Annotated in this window: 12 protein-coding genes; 6 read left to right on the forward strand and 6 right to left on the reverse strand. The window is 63.3% G+C overall.

The window, feature by feature from the left end; translation table 11 throughout:
* Positions 1 to 206: 206 nt before the first annotated feature.
* Positions 207 to 1,628: an amino acid permease gene (locus ABRP28_RS15175; protein WP_350003453.1), complete on the reverse strand. Its 1,422-nt coding sequence runs from the start codon at positions 1,626 to 1,628 to the stop codon at positions 207 to 209.
* Positions 1,629 to 2,032: 404 nt separating this feature from the next.
* Between ABRP28_RS15175 and ABRP28_RS15180 the strand changes: the two genes are divergently transcribed.
* The 5 genes from ABRP28_RS15180 to ABRP28_RS15200 all read left to right on the forward strand — a co-directional run bounded on the left by ABRP28_RS15180 (position 2,033) and on the right by ABRP28_RS15200 (position 9,586).
* The gene (locus ABRP28_RS15180; protein WP_350003451.1) at positions 2,033 to 5,050 is read left to right on the forward strand and encodes an Ig-like domain-containing protein; all 3,018 of its coding nucleotides are present in this window, start codon (positions 2,033 to 2,035) and stop codon (positions 5,048 to 5,050) included.
* 267 nt (positions 5,051 to 5,317) lie between these two features.
* A complete protein-coding gene (locus tag ABRP28_RS15185) occupies positions 5,318 to 6,886 on the forward strand; it encodes a polysaccharide biosynthesis tyrosine autokinase (RefSeq protein WP_350003449.1) in 1,569 nt (522 codons plus the stop codon).
* Between the two features lie 89 nt (positions 6,887 to 6,975).
* Positions 6,976 to 8,109 carry a glycosyltransferase gene (locus tag ABRP28_RS15190; RefSeq protein WP_350003447.1) on the forward strand — a complete coding sequence of 378 codons (1,134 nt, stop codon included), beginning with the start codon at positions 6,976 to 6,978 and terminating at the stop codon, positions 8,107 to 8,109.
* Positions 8,110 to 8,180: 71 nt separating this feature from the next.
* Positions 8,181 to 9,206 (forward strand): hypothetical protein, encoded by a 1,026-nt coding sequence (locus ABRP28_RS15195; protein ID WP_350003446.1) that lies wholly within the window; start codon positions 8,181 to 8,183, stop codon positions 9,204 to 9,206.
* Between the two features lie 38 nt (positions 9,207 to 9,244).
* Complete coding sequence (locus ABRP28_RS15200; protein ID WP_350003444.1) at positions 9,245 to 9,586, forward strand: transcription initiation protein; 342 nt, start codon at positions 9,245 to 9,247, stop codon at positions 9,584 to 9,586.
* A gap of 199 nt (positions 9,587 to 9,785) precedes the next feature.
* Here the strand turns inward: ABRP28_RS15200 and ABRP28_RS15205 are convergent, their stop codons facing one another.
* Together ABRP28_RS15205 and ABRP28_RS15210 are read right to left on the reverse strand one after the other, a co-directional pair.
* Positions 9,786 to 11,102, reverse strand: a complete 1,317-nt coding sequence (locus ABRP28_RS15205) for a hypothetical protein (protein ID WP_350003442.1) — start codon at positions 11,100 to 11,102, stop codon at positions 9,786 to 9,788.
* Positions 11,103 to 11,345: 243 nt separating this feature from the next.
* A complete protein-coding gene (locus ABRP28_RS15210) occupies positions 11,346 to 12,422 on the reverse strand; it encodes a hypothetical protein (protein ID WP_350003440.1) in 1,077 nt (358 codons plus the stop codon).
* Between the two features lie 353 nt (positions 12,423 to 12,775).
* Here ABRP28_RS15210 and ABRP28_RS15215 point away from each other — a divergent pair, with 353 nt between their 5' ends.
* Positions 12,776 to 14,245: an oligosaccharide flippase family protein gene (locus ABRP28_RS15215; protein WP_350003438.1), complete on the forward strand. Its 1,470-nt coding sequence runs from the start codon at positions 12,776 to 12,778 to the stop codon at positions 14,243 to 14,245.
* Between the two features lie 269 nt (positions 14,246 to 14,514).
* On the opposite strand, the gene ABRP28_RS15220 is transcribed toward ABRP28_RS15215, so the two are convergent.
* The 3 genes from ABRP28_RS15220 to ABRP28_RS15230 are packed head-to-tail and all read right to left on the reverse strand — an operon-like array spanning position 14,515 to position 18,928.
* On the reverse strand, positions 14,515 to 16,032 hold the full coding sequence (locus tag ABRP28_RS15220) for a hypothetical protein (RefSeq protein WP_350003436.1): 1,518 nt from the start codon (positions 16,030 to 16,032) through the stop codon (positions 14,515 to 14,517).
* A gap of 50 nt (positions 16,033 to 16,082) precedes the next feature.
* The gene (locus ABRP28_RS15225) at positions 16,083 to 17,108 is read right to left on the reverse strand and encodes an aminoglycoside phosphotransferase family protein (RefSeq protein ID WP_350003435.1); all 1,026 of its coding nucleotides are present in this window, start codon (positions 17,106 to 17,108) and stop codon (positions 16,083 to 16,085) included.
* Positions 17,105 to 18,928 carry a hypothetical protein gene (locus tag ABRP28_RS15230; protein WP_350003434.1) on the reverse strand — a complete coding sequence of 608 codons (1,824 nt, stop codon included), beginning with the start codon at positions 18,926 to 18,928 and terminating at the stop codon, positions 17,105 to 17,107. The genes ABRP28_RS15225 and ABRP28_RS15230 overlap by 4 nt, the downstream gene beginning before the upstream one ends.
* Between the last annotated feature and the right edge of the window lie 100 nt (positions 18,929 to 19,028).

The raw sequence follows: 19,028 nt of genomic DNA on the forward strand, positions 1-19,028 counted from the left end.
TCAATATCTTAGTGCATATGGAGCGGATAGGCGATTCGCGCTTGACTCAAGGCTACGGCCGTACTGGCGAGGACTGCATCACCAACTGCTCCTATGTGGAAAACGCACACGCGGAGTCCTGCCCCAAAGAGAGAACCGCCCGCACCGGCGCGCCAGGTGCGGCTGCCGGTACGGGCGGTTCTCTGCCAAGCGAAAAGACTGGAGAATTAGGACGCCGAAGTTGCCTCCGCAGCAGCCTCACGGCGTTCGCCGGCCTGCAGTTCCCCGCCACCCGGGCGCCCGGCGGACTTGCGGTAGCGCCACACCCCGACGCCAACCACGACAGCGGCAAGGGCCACGGACAGCAGGAGGGACTCGCGGGTGGACTCCAGGATGACCATGCCGATCAGCAGTGCCACGATGCTGACGATTGAGAGCCACGTCAGGTAGGGGAAGAGCCACATCTTCAGTTCAAGGTCCTTGCCTGCGGCACCCATGCGCTTGCGCAGGATCAACTGGGAGGACGCGATAACCAGCCATACGAACAGGGCAATGGCACCGGAGGTGTTGACCAGGAAGAGGAACACGGTGTCGGGTGCAATGTAGTTCAGTCCTACTGTCACGAAGCCCACCACGGTGGAGGCAAGCACGGCCGCCGCGGGAACGCCCCGTCGGGAGATCCTGGTCCAGGCCGCCGGGGCGTCCCCCCGCTTGGACAGCGAGAAGAGCATGCGGCTGGCGGTGTACAGGCCGGAGTTGAGGCACGACAGGACGGACGTGAGGACCACGATGTCCATGATGGTGCCGGCGCCGGGAATACCGAACAGTTCAATGACCGCAACGTAGGGGCTCTTGGCAACGCTGGCGTCATTCCAGGGCAGCAGGGTGACGACGATGGCGATGGAGCCGATGTAGAAAACCAGGATGCGCCACACAGTGGACTTGACGGCCTTCTTGACCGCGTCCACGGGGTTCTCCGATTCGCCTGCGGCGATGGTGGCGATCTCGGCTCCGAAGAAGGAGAAGACCACAACCAGGATGCCGGCCAGTACCGCACCAGGCCCGTTCGGGAGGAACCCGCCGTTGTCGATCAGGTTGCTGAGTCCCGGAGCGGGCACGCCGGGGACAAAGCCCAGGATGGCAGCCGCGCCGAACAGCAGGAACAGCACGATGGCAGCGACCTTGATGGAAGCGAACCAGAACTCGAATTCACCGTAGGACTTCACGGAACCAAGGTTGGTCAGCGTCAGAAGCACCATGAGGATCAATGCCCAGACCCACTGGTCGATGCCTGGAACCCAGCGGTGCATAATGGCTGCGCCGGCCGTCGCCTCAATGCCCAGCACGATGATCCAGAACCAGGCATAGAGCCAGCCGATGCTGAATCCGGCCCAGCGTCCCAAAGCCTTGTCTGCATACGTGGAAAAGGAGCCGGTCTCCGGGTTGGCCGCGGCCATTTCACCGAGCATCCGCATCACCAGGATCACCACCACACCGGCGGCCATGTAGGCCAGCAGGATTCCCGGGCCCGCCTGCTGGATGGCGGCGCCGGAGCCGACAAAGAGACCGGCACCAATGACGCCGGCAATCGCGATCATGGAAAGGTGCCGTGGCTTAAGCGACTTGGCTAACTGCTGGTCAGCGGGCATGGGAGCGCCGTCCTTCGGTGGTTATGCAAATGGGATTGGCAGGCAGAAGCTTGCCGGAAAGATCGAGGACCGCACCAATCAGTGGGGCCGGTCACATCTTGCTCTCACTGTAATTCGCGCTGTGAAGCGGAAGCTCTGTGCATCGGCACAGCCTTGGGCTGGCGAATTTTGGCCATGGCCCAAGTGAGAGTACCTCTTAGCATCAGAAGATGCCTGCAGGACAACAAGGAAACACGGAGGAAATAGTCATCAGGCCCCGTATCCCCTAGTGGCCTTCAGTCCCGTTTCCCCCATTGCCCCCGGCAATTTTGGAGGTCTACATTGGCTTCCACCCGCACTCAAGCAGGGGACGCCAGAGCAGCGGTACGCCGTCAAGGACTACCTGCGCCACCAAGGACCTGAATATGCAAAGAGCAAAAGTTCGCCATCTCGTTCCGCAAGCCCTTGCCCTGGCCGTAGCGCTTGTCCTGGGCCTTGTTGCTGCCGGCGGCACAGCCCAGGCCGCAGAGAATTACGGTTACCAAAGCATCAGCTACACGGGAGTGGCCAACACCCCCACCTCGGACAAACCGCAGAGCAAGCTGTGGTGGAACGACGGGTCCTGGTGGGCTGATATGTGGACCACGGGAACCGGCTGGCAAATCTACCGGCTGGACAGGGCTGCAAAGACCTGGGTGAACACGGGGGTCTCGATCGACTCCCGCAGCAACACATTGGCGGACACTTTGTGGGACGGCAACAAGCTGTACATCGCCTCGCACGTGGTGACGGTGTCAGGGGACTCCAGTACAAAAGCTTCGGTCCCGGGTCAGCCCGCCAAGTTGTACAGGTACAGCTACGCTGCCGGTAAGTACACGCTCGACGCCGGTTTTCCCACCAACATCAACAACAACAGCAGCGAGTCCATGACGATCGACAAGGACACTACGGGTGCCGTGTGGGCCACCTGGACGCAGGTTTCCGGAAGCTCAACCTCCGGATACACCAGCAGCGTCTACGTGAACTCTTCCGCCGCGGGCGGGGCAAGCTGGGGGACACCCTTTGTCCTGCCGGTCGCCGATCCGAACCCGGCACCGGATGACATCTCGGCAATCGTGTCCTATGGAAGCAATAAAATCGGTGTGCTGTGGAGCGATGCTCCCGCAGGAACCGTGTACTGGGCCACCCGCACGGACGGAACCTCGCCGTCCGCAGCATCATCCTGGAAAGTCCAGCCCGCCGTGCAGGGCAAAGGCCAGGCGGATGACCATTTGAACATCAAGGCGCTCCTGGCTGATCCTTCAGGGCGCGTGTACGCGGCGGTGAAGACCAGCCTGGATTCTTCGACCGACAAGACGCTTCCGCAGTTGCAGCTGCTGGTCTTCCGACCGGGAACCGGCTCCTTCACCAGATCCACCATCGCCACTCTGGCCGACTGCGTGACCCGTCCCCAGATCCTGCTGGACACGACCAACAATGTGGTGAGGGCGTTCCATACCGCACCCTCCACATCGGCCTCGGGATGTGCCTATTCAGGAGTCCCAGGCAGTATCTATGAGAAGACTGCCTCCATGGACAATCCGGTCTTCAGCAGCGGCCGCGGCACCCCGGTGATCCAGGACGGGGCATCTGCCAATATCAATGACGTCACCACCACCAAACAGGGCGTCAACGCCACCACGGGCGTAGTGGTCATGGCCAGCAACAAGGCCACCCAGCGCTACTGGTTCTCGGACCGGCCGCTTGGAACAGCGCCCGCACCGGGTGATACGGCGGCTCCGACGGTGACAGCCACGTCCCCGTCCGCTGGTGCCACCGGTGTGGCTGTCACGGCAAACGTGACGGCCACGTTCTCCGAAGCGATGAACGCTACGACCATCACGTCCAACACGTTCACGTTGACCACAGGGACGACGACGGTGCCGGCCGCCGTGACGTACAGCAGCAGCGGTAACAGTGCGACGCTCAACCCAAGTACCGACCTGGCGGCCGGCACCACCTATACGGCAACAGTCAAGGGCGGCTCCACTGGAGCGAAGGACGTGGCCGGCAATGCGCTGGCAACGGACAAGACCTGGACCTTCACCACAGCGGCGGCAAGCGGCGGGGGCACGTCCGAGACCGTTACCCTCACCGCCACCGCGGACAGCTGGGTAGCAGGCGGAGCGGCAGCCACGAACTACGGCACCTCCACCACGCTCAGCGTCGACAACACCCCGGTTGAGGCCACCTACCTGAAGTTCGACCTCTCGGCCTACGCCGGCCGGACGCTGGAAAGCGCAACACTGCAGCTGCGCAGCGCCGGCAGCGGGTCAATAGGAAAACAGAACATCAAACTCGTGGCCGATGACAACTGGAGCGAAAGCACCATCACTTACACCAACCGCCCCACCCCCGGCACCATCCTCGGCACGCTCGGCCCCACCACAGCCAACAACAACTACAGCGTCCCGCTCACCATCACGGGCCTCGCCGGTGAGCTCGGCCAACAGCTCTCCCTTGGCCTGGACGCCACGAGCACCGACGGCCTGGACCTCAACTCCAAGGAAGCCGGCAGCACCACCGCACCCAAACTCGTCCTCACCCTGTCCAGCGGCAGCGGCGGTGGTAGCAGTGATACGGCGGCTCCGACGGTGACAGCCACGTCCCCGTCCGCTGGTGCCACCGGTGTGGCTGTCACGGCAAACGTGACGGCCACGTTCTCCGAAGCGATGAACGCTACGACCATCACGTCCAACACGTTCACGTTGACCACAGGGACGACGACGGTGCCGGCCGCCGTGACGTACAGCAGCAGCGGTAACAGTGCGACGCTCAACCCAAGTACCGACCTGGCGGCCGGCACCACCTATACGGCAACAGTCAAGGGCGGCTCCACTGGAGCGAAGGACGTGGCCGGCAATGCGCTGGCAACGGACAAGACCTGGACCTTCACCACGGCAGCGGAAACCGGAGGCGGCACGTCCGAGACCGTTACCCTCACCGCCACCGCGGACAGCTGGGCAGCAGGCGGAGCAGCGGCCACGAACTACGGCACCTCCACCACCCTGAGCGTTGACAACAGCCCGGTTGAGATCACCTACCTGAAGTTCGACCTCTCTGCCTACGCCGGCCGGACCCTGGAAAGCGCAACACTGCAGCTGCGCAGCGCCGGCAGCGGGTCAATAGGAAAACAGAACATCAAACTCGTGGCCGATGACAGCTGGAGCGAAAGCACACTCACCTACACCAACCGCCCCACCCCCGGCACCATCCTCGGCACGCTCGGCCCCACCACAGCCAACAACAACTACAGCGTCCCGCTCACTGCCAGCGCTTTGGCCAGCGAGCTCGGCCAACTGCTCTCCCTCGGCCTGGACGCCACCAGCACCGACGGCCTGGACCTCAACTCCAAGGAAGCCGGCAGCACCACCGCGCCCAAACTGGTCCTCACCCTGCGCTAGGTCAGGGTGCGGAGGCCAGGCTGCAGGTAACCGCAATTTCCACATTCTTACCCCCGGGCAGCCACAAGCCCCGCTGCTTATCGGACCGCGGCGTCCGGCCTCGTACTAGCTTTGCAACACGCCAAAGCGGCACAGAGACACAGGAAACCCGCCGGAAAAGGGGCAATCATGGCAGAAGAAAAGGTCTTTCGAAACGACCCGGCCGCACCAGGCCCTTCCGCCGGACCTGCCCATTCAGCACGTATACCTGCAGGAGGGATCGGATTCTTGAGTAATCAGGATATTGGCGGCAGCGAGGCTTCAGCCTCAGGGATGGGACTGAGGGACTACGCCCGGGTCGCCAGGACGTACTGGAAGCACATTGTGGTTGTGACCCTGATCGTCACCCTGCTGGCCACGGCGTGGAGCATTTTCCGCCCCCGTATCTACGCAGCGGAAGCCAGCGCAGTTGTTATTGCGGTGGGGACCGACAACGTCAGCAGCCTGCTGGCCGGCGACACCCTGGCCAAAGCAAGGGCAAAAAACTACAAGTCGCTGGCTGAATCCCGGCTTGTAGCCGACAACGTGCGCCTGTCCACCGGACTGAACATGTCCAGTGATGCCCTGCTGGGCGCCATCTCCGTGACCGTCCCCCGCGACACAGCTGAAATCCGGATAACGGCCCAGTCCCCGGATCCCACCATTGCCCAGCGGGTGGCAGACGCCTGGATCGTCGAGCTGAGCAAGCAGGTCCAGGACAGGGAGAGGGCCGCCACCGCCGCTTCAGGTGAGGCCCTCGAAGCCGTTACACCACCCCTCTCCCTGGTACCCCTGGATCCAGCGGCTTTGCCAACAAAACCCGTCTCTCCCGGCGTGGCAATGACAGCTCTGTACGGGGCAGCACTGGGCCTCCTCCTGGCCTATGCTTCCGCGCTCCTCCGGGACCGGCTGGACCGCCGCCTGCACAACGCAGCTGAAGTGGAACACCTGTTCTCCGTACCGGTCATCGGCGCCCTTCCGGTGGATCTCCGGCTCACGGGTGAGAACAAGGTGCTGGGCGGCGTACCCGCAGCTCCAACGCCAGGGTCGCGGGCACAGAGCCCGGCCTTCGCCGAGGCGCTCCGGGAACTCCGCACCAACCTGACATTCCTTGACGTGGACAACCCTCCCCGGATCATCGTCGTGACGAGCTCGGTGAGCGGGGAAGGCAAATCGACTATTGCGGCCAACCTGGCCTCGGCGATGTCGGCCGGAGGGGAACAGGTCATCGTTGTTGACGGAGACCTGCGGCACCCCAGCATGGCCAAGATCTTCGACGTCATCCCCGGAATAGGCATCACCGACGTCCTCACCGGAAAAGCAGAGGTGGATGACGTTCTCCAGCAGCGGAGCGACCTGCCCAACCTGTCGATCCTGGGCTCCGGCCGGATCCCGCCCAATCCCACCGAGCTCCTTGGCTCCCACGCCATGAAGCAGCTGATCGAATCCCTGTCCGAGAAAGGCATCGTGATCATCGATGCCCCGCCGTTGCTCCCGGTGACCGACGCGGTACTCCTTGCCAGGATCGCGGACGGTGCCATTGTGGTTGTCCGGGCTGGCCGGACCACCAAGGACCAGCTGACCAAGTCGCTTGGAAACATCCGGAAGGTGCACGGAGCCGTTCTTGGCACGCTTCTGAACTGCGTGCCGGCGAAGGAATTTGACGGCTACTCGTACTACTCCTCGGATCCGGACTCTGCGGACAGCGACCCCTCCGGGGACGCGGACGACTCACCGGCAGTGGTTGAGCCCGAAAGCCCCCCTGCGTTCCGAGGTTCCAGCAGGGAACAGACCTCACGGAGCGTCACGTCCTTCTAGGCATCAACGCCTGCAGCTGCCACGTGCGCCGCAACCGGGCCAATCAGGGCAGCGGCGCACGTGGCCCACAAACTCATCTAGGAGAACCCATGTCCAAGTCTGTCGTCGTCATCGGGACACGCGGCTACCCAAGTTACTACGGCGGCTTTGAGACTGCAGTCCGGCGCCTCGCCCCATTCCTCGCCGACGCCGGCTGGGACGTCAACGTCTACTGCCGGGCAGGCCAAACCAAGGACGACGACGAAGCACGCGACCCGCGCATCCGAACCACCAACACAGTCGGGCTTGAGAGCAAGTCACTGAGCACCCTCTCTTTCGGGCTGACTTCCGTCCTTCACGCGCTGTGGCATAAGCCCCAGGTGGCGCTGGTCATGAATGTTGCCAACGGTTTCTTCCTGCCGCTGCTGAAGCTCCGCGGAATACCAACCGTGGTGAACGTGGACGGGATCGAGTGGGAACGCGCAAAGTGGAACCGGTTCGCCAAGTTCGTCTTCCGGCTGGGCGCACGGCTCACGGCCCGCTACGGCACCATCCTGATCAGCGACTCCCTTGAGATCCAGCGGCGCTGGAAACGGGACTTTGGGCGCAAGAGTGTCTTCATTCCGTACGGCGCCAACCTTGCCAGCCCCAGTGAGGTTGTCCCCGGACTCCAGCCTCAGTCTTATGTACTCATGGTGGCCCGGTTCGTTCCCGAGAACACGGTCTCAGAGTTTTTCCAGGCAGCTGAACGCCTGGCGGAGCAACATCCAGTGGTGATCGTCGGATCCAGCGGCTATGGGGGGCCGTTGGACGAGGCCGCGCAGCGGTTGGCTGAACATCCGAACGTCCAATGGCTCGGCCATGTCAGTGATGACAAGAAGCTCCTCTCACTCTGGCATCATGCCGGCGCATACTTCCACGGCCACAGCGTGGGCGGGACCAACCCGGCCCTGGTCCAGGCGATGGCCTGTGGAGCACCTGTGGTTGCCCGGCAGACGCCATACAACGCGGAGGTCCTGCGGGCGGATGAGCACCTTGTGGCCCCTGATCCGCTGGCTATCGAGAGTGCTTTGCGCCGCATGCTGACTGACCACGACCTGCGGGCGAAAGCGCGGGCGGCAAACAGGGCGCGCGCAGCTACCCATTACGACTGGGAAGATGTGTGCCGGAGGTACGAACTGACTCTTCAGGACGCTGTCCTGGGGGAAAAGGCCGCCAGAGTAGGCATGGGGGTGCGGCAATGACTTTTGGATTGCGCACCAGCCCGCCCGATTCGGCAGCGCAGGATCGCGGCGGAACCCCCCGAATACTGGTAGTGAATCCCCTTGGCGTGGCATTACGCCATTACACCGGGGCGCTTCTGCATCAATTTTCGGATGTGGGAATAGAAGCAGAACTGTTTTCCATCACCGAACCTTCGCAATCAGGTAAAAGCCGCCTTAAATGGCTCGGCGAATATACCGCAATGCTATATTCAGTCGGACAACGGACGCGAAAGCCGAATTCATTTGAAAGGGTGCTCCTCACCTGGCCGGTATTGGGTTTCCTGGACCTTCTAATAGTAAAAGTCCTTTGTGGAAATTCGGCAGTCGTTATCTACCACGATCCGCAACCCCTCGTCCGGTCCGTGGGCAGCAGCCCCCTGGTGGCGCGCTTTGCCGGACGCATGAAGAAGCGGCCCGGAACCCTGGTGCACAGCGACGAAGCTGCCCAAGCCATGGCCGCCGTCGGGCTGGCGGCGGGCCTGGCGCAGGTACCGCATCCAATGATGCCCCCTGCCGGCGCCGCCAAGGACCCCCATCTCAGCGGACGATCCGGTAAAAGGCCGCGGATTCGGGTGCTGGGACAGTACAAAGCCGACAGGGATCTCGACCTTTTGAAGTCATTGGCCAACAGGCTTGGCACGAAGTTCGACCTCGATATCGTGGGCCGTGGCTGGCCGTCCATCGAGGGGTGGCATGTGGATGCCCGCTTTGTCCCGGAGGAGGAGCTGGAGGAGCTGATCGTCTCCAGCGACACCATAGTCATCCCCTATAAGCGCTTCTACCAAAGCGGCATAGCCATGCGCGCGCTTGAGCATGGAGTGCCGATCGTCGGGCGCACCGGGACGAGCCTTGAGAAGCTGTACGGACCGCAATCACGGCTCTTGGTCGCAGCTGACCACGTACTGCCCGGCCAGGAGGTCGGGGCGTGGGTATCGGCCATCGAGTATGCGATGGGCCAAGGAAGAACCGAAACAGTCCTCGCTGCCAAACTCTTCCATGAGGAGGCGTCCGAGAGCTGGCGCCTGTTCGGCCGCAGCATGCTGGCCCAGGGATCCGCCCGTCTTCCCAAGGGCTGATCCGGTCTCAAAAGGTCCAAGCCCAGGAGAGCCCTCGCATGACGAAGTTCCTCATTTCGTTCCCCAGTGACGCCATGGTGGTCCCCGCCGGGGAGTTCGATGCGGTGGTCGAAGCCGCGCACGCCGTTATAGCTGAGGCCAAGGCAGCGGGCGTTTATGTGTTCGGCGGCGGAATCGATGAGGACGTGGACCCGGTACTTGTGGCCGCTGACGGCACCGTTACCGAGGGGACTTATCCAGGCCATACAGTGCCCGACGGCGGCTATACGGTTCTGGAGCTGCCCTCCAGGGAAGCAGCACTAGGGTGGGCGGCCAAGATCGCCGTCGCCTGCCGGTGCCCGCAAGAGGTCCGGCAGTTCCAGTACGATCCGGACAGCTGACCCCGGCCTAACCCGGCAAGTACCGTGGGCAGGGGCACCCATCCTGAAGACGCGCAATAAGCCTCAAGGCGCGCGAAGCAGCCCTGCTGGTGTGCAGCGGCGGCCTTTCAAACGGAGGGTTGGACTCTCCTCGCGCGCGCCCCTGCGCTGCCGGGCCCCAGGGCCAGGTGCCGCCTGGCGTGACCCAGCCCCGCCGGCTTCACCGGCGCGGGGTGGACCGCTGCAACATCGGCCGTTGCGGGAAGTGTAAGCCCGTAGCCGCCGGCACGGGCCCGGCCTGCAGCTTCAGGGGCACCGTCATGGCAACTACGGACCCCAACGTCAACCATAGGACCGGGGTGGATGCCATGGAGGAGGCGGACTCTGATGAAGCGACAGTGAGCACGAAGCCCACGGCCAGCCACACGGGCAGGCTCCGGGACCTCGGAACACGGCGCAGGAGTTTTACGAGGTGCACCAGGAGCACAAGGGCGGCAGCAATCATGGGCCAGCCGATCCACGCGAAATACAGCCCCAGCAGGCTCTCGCTGCCCACACCGGTGGACGCTCCTTCAAGCGCCGCCTGATATCCGGTTGTGCCGAAGCCCAGGCCTGCGGGCGACTGGAGGCCAAGCATGAACCCGGAGAAAAGGCCATCCGAATGGCTGGCGGTGTTGCCCTGCTCAATGAAGGTGGTAAACAGGTAGCCGCCAAGGCCAAGGGCTACAAGTATGCCGGCATACTTCCCCACCTTGGTCCAGATGAAATAGATCACCGTGACCATCAGGAAGAGCAGGATGCCCGCCCGGGCGTAGGCGAAGTAGAGGGTCAGGCCGATGGCGGCAAGCATCCCCAGCCGCGCGAAGCTCCGCAGCCTGGCAACGGCAGCAAAGGCTCCGAGGCCCAACAGGAAGCCCATGACCGGGGGGTTCATAAAGGGGCCGCCGGGACGGAAGGTGAGTTCGCCGTCGGACACCCCGTCAGCGAAGTAGGCGGGCGGCAGTCCCATGCGCATGCTGCGCGGGTTTCCGCCAACAACGTTCACGTGGTACCAGGCCGGGTCCAGGAGGGGCGCCTGCATGATTTCCTCGGCCAGGGCCCATGCCACGGTCAGCGCGGCCAGCAGAAGCAGGTAGGTGCTGACCTTTCGCCATTTGATGTCATCCCGGAAGACGAAACCGGCGAACACCAGGCCAAGCGGCATGAGTACCTGCCGTGCCTGGGCAATGCCGATGTCCATATCCGGTGAGCGGATAAAGCCGATACCCACCAGGATCACCAGGATCACCATCAGCCCAAGTGCCTTGTGCAGGCGCTTGTCCTGGGAGCTGAATGCCCTGATGACGGCGGCTGCAACAAGAACCGCAGCAGGCACGTCATCCAGGTACTGGAACGCATCAGACCGGGTGAGGGTGATGAGCGGCGCCTGCGACCAGCCGGCCGCAATGACCAGCAGGATTAGTACGTGGTAGGAGCGCCCCAGGATCAGCACCAGGCTGATGACGGCGGAAGCGGTAACAACGAAGGGCAGTAGCACGAGTTGGTCGTCCCTCTCGAGATTGCTGCAACGCCTCCAGAATCGCTGCAATGCCGGGTCAAGCACCGGAATCATCCGGTCAGGCTGCCTACACCCGCAGTATGCGATGCACTACGGCGTGACGGCATCCGTCCCTCCCCACGCTAGGCGGGCCAACATCCCGCAACAAGGGCAATGTCCGGAGTTTGTGGGAACCCACACCAAACCGCGGGCCTAAAGCTGCCTGCAACCCCCTGAACGACGTCAGATCGTCACGAACCTGCTGACCGCGTCCTTCCAGTAAGCCAGGAACGGCGCGGCGGCCAATGCGACTGTCCGCCCGTTCTGCAGATCCGTTATCTGACTATCCAGGTGCTCAAGCTCGGATGTCGCGGTGATTGTCCTGTGGGCAACCCCTGCCAGTTCGCGGACGGAAGCGGGGACTACGATCAGCCCGCCGGCCCTGGAGGCTTCCCCCAAGGTTCCGGAGTCAAATCCGATCACGGGCGTACGGTAGGCGAAGGCCCGGGAGGCTACCCCGGAGGCAGGCAAAATGTTGCCGTAGAACCGGCTCGTCTTGTCGTAGGGCAGGAGGATGGCCCTCACCGACTCAAAGAATTCATCCTCCTGCCGCCCTTCGACTGCACCCAGGATGGTGACTCCGGGTATCGGCGGCAGCTGTTCGGTTCCCCTGCCCGCGACCCGGATTTCGACCTCCGGCGGGAGTTCGCGGCGGAGCTCGACGAGCCTGTCGAATCCTTTGCCTTTGGATGCGTGACCGTAAAGTCCTACTGCCACCGGGCGCTGGGAGGCAGGCTTCAGGGCAGGCCTGGGCGGCACAAAGTGCCAGGTGCTCAGCACCTTGCAGGCGGGAAAGCTCTCCCGAAGCGCTGCCGCGCCGACTTCACTGAGTGCAAACAAGGTGGTGTCCCGCAACAGCCGCCGTTCCAGCCAGGCGCTGAACGGCCGCAGCGGAAGATGGATGCCGTGGTGGAACAGCTTGCTCCTGGCCACCCATTTGAAGCGGAAAGGCCACCACGCGGCCAGCGGCGGGTCATGCACGGTAGCCGTTGTGGCTATCTCCCGGGGTCGGCCGGCAAGCAGCCAAAATGGTCCCAGTGACGCCGCTGACAACTCAAAGTGAACAACCACCTGGCCCTCAGCGAGGGCTTCCTTTACTGCCCTGGAGAGCCTTCGCCGGTCACGTAACACATCAAGGAGCCCCACGTTGCCCGGTCCCGCTGTCCTGATTTCCCGGAAGCCGGCGAAGCTGGGCACGGCCGCGGCGATGAACTCTTCCGCATAGTCGCCGACTCCCCCGGAACCCACACGGGGTGCCACCAGAATCAGCGTTGCGGGAATCGGAGAAGTATTAGGAACAGGAACTGCGTCTGAATTTGCCACGTTACTCCGCTTTTGCACCAGAGGGACGAAAAATCGGGCCGTACATCCCCACATAATGGATTCGTCCGGCCTTGACAACAGTATGCACCAGCAGCCGTGATAAGAACCTGGAAATTGAGCAAACAATTCGTTTTCCAGCCACGGGCAGCCGGAATGACGCAAAGCTTGAGGCTTCCGACGCCGCGGAACAGCATTTAGCTCAATAACTGCTCAATTACTGTTATTTCCTCCCAATGGGCCACACCCAGACAGTAAACTTTTTTAATGAGGCCACAGGAAGGCTCCAACCCATGACAAACGTTGCTGGTGGACTTGCCCGTGTCGGCTTCCGGGGCGCGGTGTGGCAGGGGCTTGCCCTGGTGGGCGGGAAGGCGATCGTCCTCATCACCACCATCGTGCTCGCACGCCTCCTGTCGCCTGAACAGTACGGCCTTGTGGCCGCGGCGCTGGTCCTCATGGCCTACGTTGAAACCGTGGCCGATGCCGGCGTCGCGCAGGCGCTGGTCTATCTGCCTGCCTCCGGCGTCGCGGCCCGCTCGGCGCTGCTGGTTTCCGTGCTCCTTGGCACATCCCTTTCACTCTTGACGTTCTTTTCGGCGCCATGGATCGCCGGGCTTTTCCAGCTGCCGGACGTGGGCCCCCTGGTGCAGGTGCTGTCCATTGCCGTACTGGCAACGTCACTGGGCGCGGTTCCGGAAGCCCTGCTGCGGCGGGACCTGCTGTTCAGGAGACTGGCTGTGGCCCCGATTATCCGGGCGCTCGTCACAGGAGTACTCAGCCTGGTCCTCGCCTTCGCTGGGTATGGTGCTTTCTCGCTCGCGGCGGGTACCGCGGCAGGGGCGGTTGCGTACGCAGCGACGTGCTGGTGGCTTGTCCGCAAGGGCGCTCCCTGGCAGATCTGGCGCGTGGCCAAGGACGCCCTCCGGGCAAACCTCAAGTTCGGCGTTCCGGTGGCAGGCAGCAACCTCCTTGCGCGGCTCATCTTCGACATCGACTATGTGATCATCGGCGTAATCCTTGGGGCCCAGGCCCTGGGCTATTACACGCTGGCCTTCAGGCTTCCCGAAGCCCTGATCATCAACGTCTTTTTTGTGCTCTCCACGGTCCTGTTCCCGCTGTACACCCAGGTGCAGCATCAGCCCGAACGGTTGCGCGACGGCTACCTGAAGGGTGTCCGCGTGCAGTCCCTTTACGGCATGACGGCCGGCGTTGGGCTGGCAGTGCTGGCACCGATCCTCGTCCCGCTGGTCTTTGGCGGCCAATGGTCCGAGTCTGTCATTCCGCTCGTGTTCCTGGCCCTGTATGCGGCAGCACGGTCCCTTGGCGCAGGCGCAAACGACGTCTACAAGGCGATAGGCCGCCCCGGCATCTCCATCACGTTCTCGCTCATTCGGCTGGCCGTGCTGGTGCCCGTCCTGCTGGTGGCGGCCCAGTGGGGGATCATTGCCGTCGCGTGCGCCCAGATGGCAACAGCGCTGCTCTTCGCCGTCGGGATGCAAACGGTAGCTGCCAGGGTGCTCCACATCGGACCAAAGGCAATGCTGCGTGCTGTTCTGCCGGCCTTTGCCTGCAGTCTCGCCGTGGCCGGGGCCGGATCCATCATCTTCCTGCAACTCTATTTGGGGGCTCCCCTCACAGCGGCGCTGGTCTTTGTGACCGCCATAGCGGCCGTGTACGGCGTCCTCCGGTTTGGATTCCCAACGCTGCACAATGAGCTGCTACACCTCGTCCGCCGACGGCAGGATGCCACCGCCGAATAGAAGTGCTGCGACACGCCACCACCACCAGGGGGACAGGCGGTCGGGTCCATTGCTGGCGGGATATGGCTTGCCGGCATTGCCCACTGGCAGCCCTGTCGGCAGCTGGATGAAGGTTCGCGGGACAGGGGATCCGCGAAGAGCCGCTGGTTCAGCTGAAACGCCGGCCAGGCCCGGTCACCTACCTCATCGCCGGCGCTGATACAGGAGCGCAGAGCACGACGGCGGTCCCCCCAGGAAGGGCGCAGGCCCGCCGGCCTGCACCTGCCCGCCTAAGCCTGCTTGGTCCGGAGGGGCCCTTCCCGGCCCAGGTCCCGTAGAGAGGGGGCGTCCTCCTCGAACTGGAGGGAAGGTATGGCGTCCAGTTCCTCTTTCGCCGCCAGGTCTGAGCCGATGACCAGGCCCAGGATGATGAAATACGGCGCTGCCGAGTTGGGACTGAGCGCTACCTCATTGAAGGCGGCATTCAGGAGGAAACCGCCCAGGAGGCCTGCCGCCAAAGTCTTGTCGCGCAGGTTTTTGATCTGCAGGACGTATTTCGACAACTGGAAAAAGAACACCAGGTACACGGCCAGGCCCACTATTCCGAGTTGGCCGATCACCATGCCCAGTCCGCTCTCTGTCACGGCCGACGTGGACTCGGACCCTTCCGAAAACAGGCCGGCAAGGACTCCGGAGCTGCCCAGTCCGCGCCCGAGGGGATGCTGCGGGAACTCAACAAAGGCCGCGGTGAACCCGCCGATGTGTGCCGCAGTACTGCCTGTTGAACTGGAAACGGTAAACAAATAGAAGTTATATGCACCGGCAGCCAGCAGCACCAGGGCAATAAGGTGGCTGGTTCTCGATGCATAGTAGCGGGTCCAGAAGGCGAAAAAAACGATCAGGCCAAGAAGTGCACCCTTGCTGACGGCCAGGACCATCGCTGCCACGGTTGCGATCTGGCATAACAGCCCGCGGAGATACCACGCCGCCATGAACACGGCGAAGAGGAAGGTGCCAAAATTTACCGGGTCCGCGAAGGGGCCTGCCATGCGCCGCAGGAACTCTCCGGGAACCACCTGCTCTGAAGCAAAGAAGTTTTTAGGCAGGCCGGAGTCTTGCTGGACAGAGATTCCCTTTTTCTCCCACAGGGTCCGGAGGTCGAGGGACTGCCAGAAATCAGGCGTATTCGCTTCAATGAAGCCGAAGACAACCGCCACGAAACCCAGCATTACCAGGTAGCGGAGGTAGACGGCATGCCTGGCCCAAACGCTGGCATGCAGCCCGATGAGGAGGAACAGGAAGGGAGCCACGATGTTCCTGGAGGAGGCCGCTGCCGCCACCAGGTCATGCTGGAACAAGACAACGGTCGCAGCCCCGTAGACAACAAGGATGGCCAGGCAGGTTGTCACGGCTTTGATCAGCTTCCGAAGGGCAGGCCCGGAAGTTGGCTTCCTGGTCGCGATCAGGACCACATACAGCGCAACCGAGAAAAGGAAGTTCAGGATGATGGCAAATTGAAGCCGTCCGCTGTCCAGGGCACCCGCAACGGTCGTCAGATAGACGTTCTGCGTCGCTGACATGATTGTGGGAATGATGAGGAAAAACGAAATCTCGGCCTTGCGCTCAGCCAGGCGGTGAATCAATTGCGCTATGACGGAGAAGAAGACGACTGCCGCCACTGCCGCAAGGATCGCCATCGAACCGAGGCCGGCGGCGATGGTGATGAGCACCAGCCCGCCGCCGAACAGCAGAAAAGGGACGATGTCCAGCCTGGGCGAGAACCCGGAGGCCGTTTCCTTGGTGTACATCTTCTCCCCAGACTGTCGAACTTGCAGGCAATTAGGCGGCTGTCACAGCCCTAGGCAGGAACCGCTGCCCAGGTGGTGACCGCATGGCGCCAGAGCCAGAAGTCGCGGTCCGCCGTTACGGCGGCCTGGACGTGGCCGGTGTCCCCGTCATGCACGGACTGGCCGGCCAGCCGGTAGGCCATTGTTGCCGCAGACCGCGCCCAGGTTGCGATCACCAGGTAGGGAAGCAGTTCCGGCTCCACGTTGCGCAGCCGCAGGTGTTGTGCCAGGGGCGCCAGGGCCCATCCCCCGGGACTGAAGGCGTTCTCGAAGGCGCGAAGCTGCAGCCGGCGGGAAGACAACGCATCCTCCTGGGACTGGCCGATGTACTGCAGGTAGAAGATGAGGTCATGGGCAGGCAGGCCATCGATGCGCGAACGTTCCCAGTCCACCACCTGGAGGCGTCCGTTTGGCTGGAGGAAGAGGTTCTGGTAGCTGAGGTCTCCGTGTTCCACCACTGCCGGAAGCTGCTCGGTGCTCATTGGCGCCAATACCTTGTGGGTGCGCTCGATCAGCCGGGCCACTTCCGTGTCAGCCGGCAACAGCGAGGCCAGCTCGGCCAAAGGGCTGGTGATGGTCCGCTGGTACCAGTCCGCATTTTCCGGCACCGGCCTGGTGCAGGGCAGCGCCGCGACGAAGTTCAGGCCGGCGTCCAGGGCGCGGGGGAAGTCCTGCACCACGAGGTGGGGCTCCAGCAGGCTGCCCACCACGGCAGTCTCAATCAGTATTGTCTGGCCCCCGACGTCCAGCACTCCCACAACCTCAGGAGCACCCTGTTCGGACCCCACCCCGAGCGACTTGAGTTGCAGCAGTACATCGGCTTCCTTGCGCACGCTGTCGTTGTCTCCAGGCTGGCGGGGGATCTTCACCACAAGCCGGGGAACTTGGGCGTCCGTGGAGAAAATGAGGGCAACCACATGGCGCGAGGTGACAAACTGCGGCGTCAGCAGAAGCGTGTCCCACTGGCCGGTGAGGCCGTACTTCCTGAGCTCGAGCGCCCGGTAGTTATCGCGGAGGATCTGGTCGATATATTTCACAACGACTCCTGCCGGCCGGCTTCCAGTGACCGCCGGCCAACCACGGTGCCTTCTGCGGCGGCCACATTGAACAAGCCCAGGTTCAATGCCAGCCTCCCGATTGCAGCCTTGGCTTTTCCAAAGCGTACGCCCGAATAATGGGAGAGGGTATCGAGGACTGCGGTCCTCGAGGCCGTGGGTACAAAACGGGCCGGCCGTTCAAGTGAGGGCACATGCCAATAGACCGCCACATCATCGAAGCCTGACCGCTGCAGCGTGCGCTTCCACCCTGCGAGGGTGTGCGGGCCGGGACGGGAACCGAGTGTGCGCCGTACCTGCAGGCACATCCAGCCGCCCAGACGGAGGGAGGCTGCAGCGCTGGTAAACAGCGGTTCGTCCGGTTCGGAGAGCAGGACGACGTCGAATTCATGTTCCGGGGCGGCTCGGGAAGACGGCTCTATGCGGCGGGCGGACGGGTCCAGCAGGCTGATCGCCGCCACCGCATCGCTGCTGAGCCGGCCGCCGTAGCCAAGTTGTTCGGGCTGGCTTACGGGAAGCAGGAAACGCCAGTCCAGCAGCATCCACAGGTGCAGGGGGAGCGGTTCCGCTGCACCATCCACGTCCACCCCCTTGGGTGCGGTAACCTTCCACAGGAGCCTGCTAGCTTTCACCCGGACCTCGGACTCTGTTTGGCTGGCATCCAGGACGTGGGCCGAGGGAATCTCCTCGGCAAGCTCCAGATACGCTTTGCGCCATTCCTCAAGCTTTTGGGGAGTGTGTTCGCCCTTCCTGGCAAACATGACCTCGCCGGGGACATCAAGCACCAGGACGAGGTCAGGGCGCGGCTGGAACCGCAGGGCCAGCGCATCCGTCAACGCAGCCAAACGGCTTTCCGTCCGCGGGCCGGGGAGGAGGACGTCGAAGGCGAGGCGGTCCATCAGCACCACCCGGCCGCGGAGGGAGTAGTACCTGGCGGCAAGTCCGGCCCGGAATATCCTGAAGACCTTCCCGGCCAGGAATCCGCCCCGGATCTTCCGAAGCCACCGGTCCATGGGGCCGGCGGACCACAGGCCCATGTAGACGTAGGCAGAAGGCAGGGGACAGGTAGAGCGGAGGCCGTGCAGCAGGGTGGTCTTGCCTGCGCCGTCCGGGGCCAGCACTCCGGCCACCGGCCCCCGGCCCTTTAGCTTTGGACCCACCCGCCTCAGCACCCTGTTGGCCGAGCTGATGAACCGGGGCGGAACCAGGGTGCCCGTCCAACGGCTTTTCAGGCCAGCCGCGGCGGCAGGGATGTCTTCGAAATTTCCGGACTGCAGCAGGCCGAGGAGCTTCCCCGCTGTTCCGGCCCCGAACTTCCGGTCCAGGAACAGTGCCACGGGATTTTCCACCGTAGCCACGGCAGCTGCGGAGCGGGCTGCCGGGACCTTGGCTGGAGCAATCTCACCCTTGTCCAGCACCAGGTGCAGGATGTGCAGCCAGGCCTGGTCCTGGGCTTCCGGCAGCCACAAGGGCCCCACAGCCACGCGCCGCCGCAGGCAATCGGCTGCGAGGGCAGTCCCAAGCTCCTGGAACTGCCCAAAACTGATGTCCGAAACCACGTCCAGTTTCATCCACAGATCCTCGTCGGAGAGGTAGCGGAAGTAGAAGCGGTGGCTCCCGTGACCCAGGGCTATGACGCGCCGGAATCCCACGCCGGCAACAAGGCGGTCCAGTTCCGGGACCAGTTCAGCGGAAACGAGCAGGTCAACATCCCCCGCCGGGCGGACCAGGTCATCCTCACCCCTCAACAGAACCCACGGCACCCCGGACTTGTCGAGCTCCCGGAACACGGTAATCAGCACCGAATTAACCTCTGGAATTGCACCCGCGTTTTTGCCGCTTGCATATTCTCTGGCAAATTCCGGCCCGGAATAGGAAACCGGAAGTTGGGGGGAATTCGGC

It is taken from the genome of Pseudarthrobacter sp. WHRI 8279, from assembly GCF_040224115.2.
GTDB lineage: Bacteria > Actinomycetota > Actinomycetes > Actinomycetales > Micrococcaceae > Arthrobacter.

Excerpts from the sequence above, each read along its gene's own strand:
- ABRP28_RS15175 (WP_350003453.1), bottom strand. The coding sequence starts at position 1,628 with ATGCCCGCTGACCAGCAGTTAGCCAAGTCGCTTAAGCCACGGCACCTT.
- ABRP28_RS15180 (WP_350003451.1), top strand. The coding sequence starts at position 2,033 with ATGCAAAGAGCAAAAGTTCGCCATCTCGTTCCGCAAGCCCTTGCCCTG.
- ABRP28_RS15190 (WP_350003447.1), top strand. The coding sequence starts at position 6,976 with ATGTCCAAGTCTGTCGTCGTCATCGGGACACGCGGCTACCCAAGTTAC.
- ABRP28_RS15200 (WP_350003444.1), top strand. The coding sequence starts at position 9,245 with ATGACGAAGTTCCTCATTTCGTTCCCCAGTGACGCCATGGTGGTCCCC.
- ABRP28_RS15215 (WP_350003438.1), top strand. The coding sequence starts at position 12,776 with ATGACAAACGTTGCTGGTGGACTTGCCCGTGTCGGCTTCCGGGGCGCG.
- ABRP28_RS15220 (WP_350003436.1), bottom strand. The coding sequence starts at position 16,032 with ATGTACACCAAGGAAACGGCCTCCGGGTTCTCGCCCAGGCTGGACATC.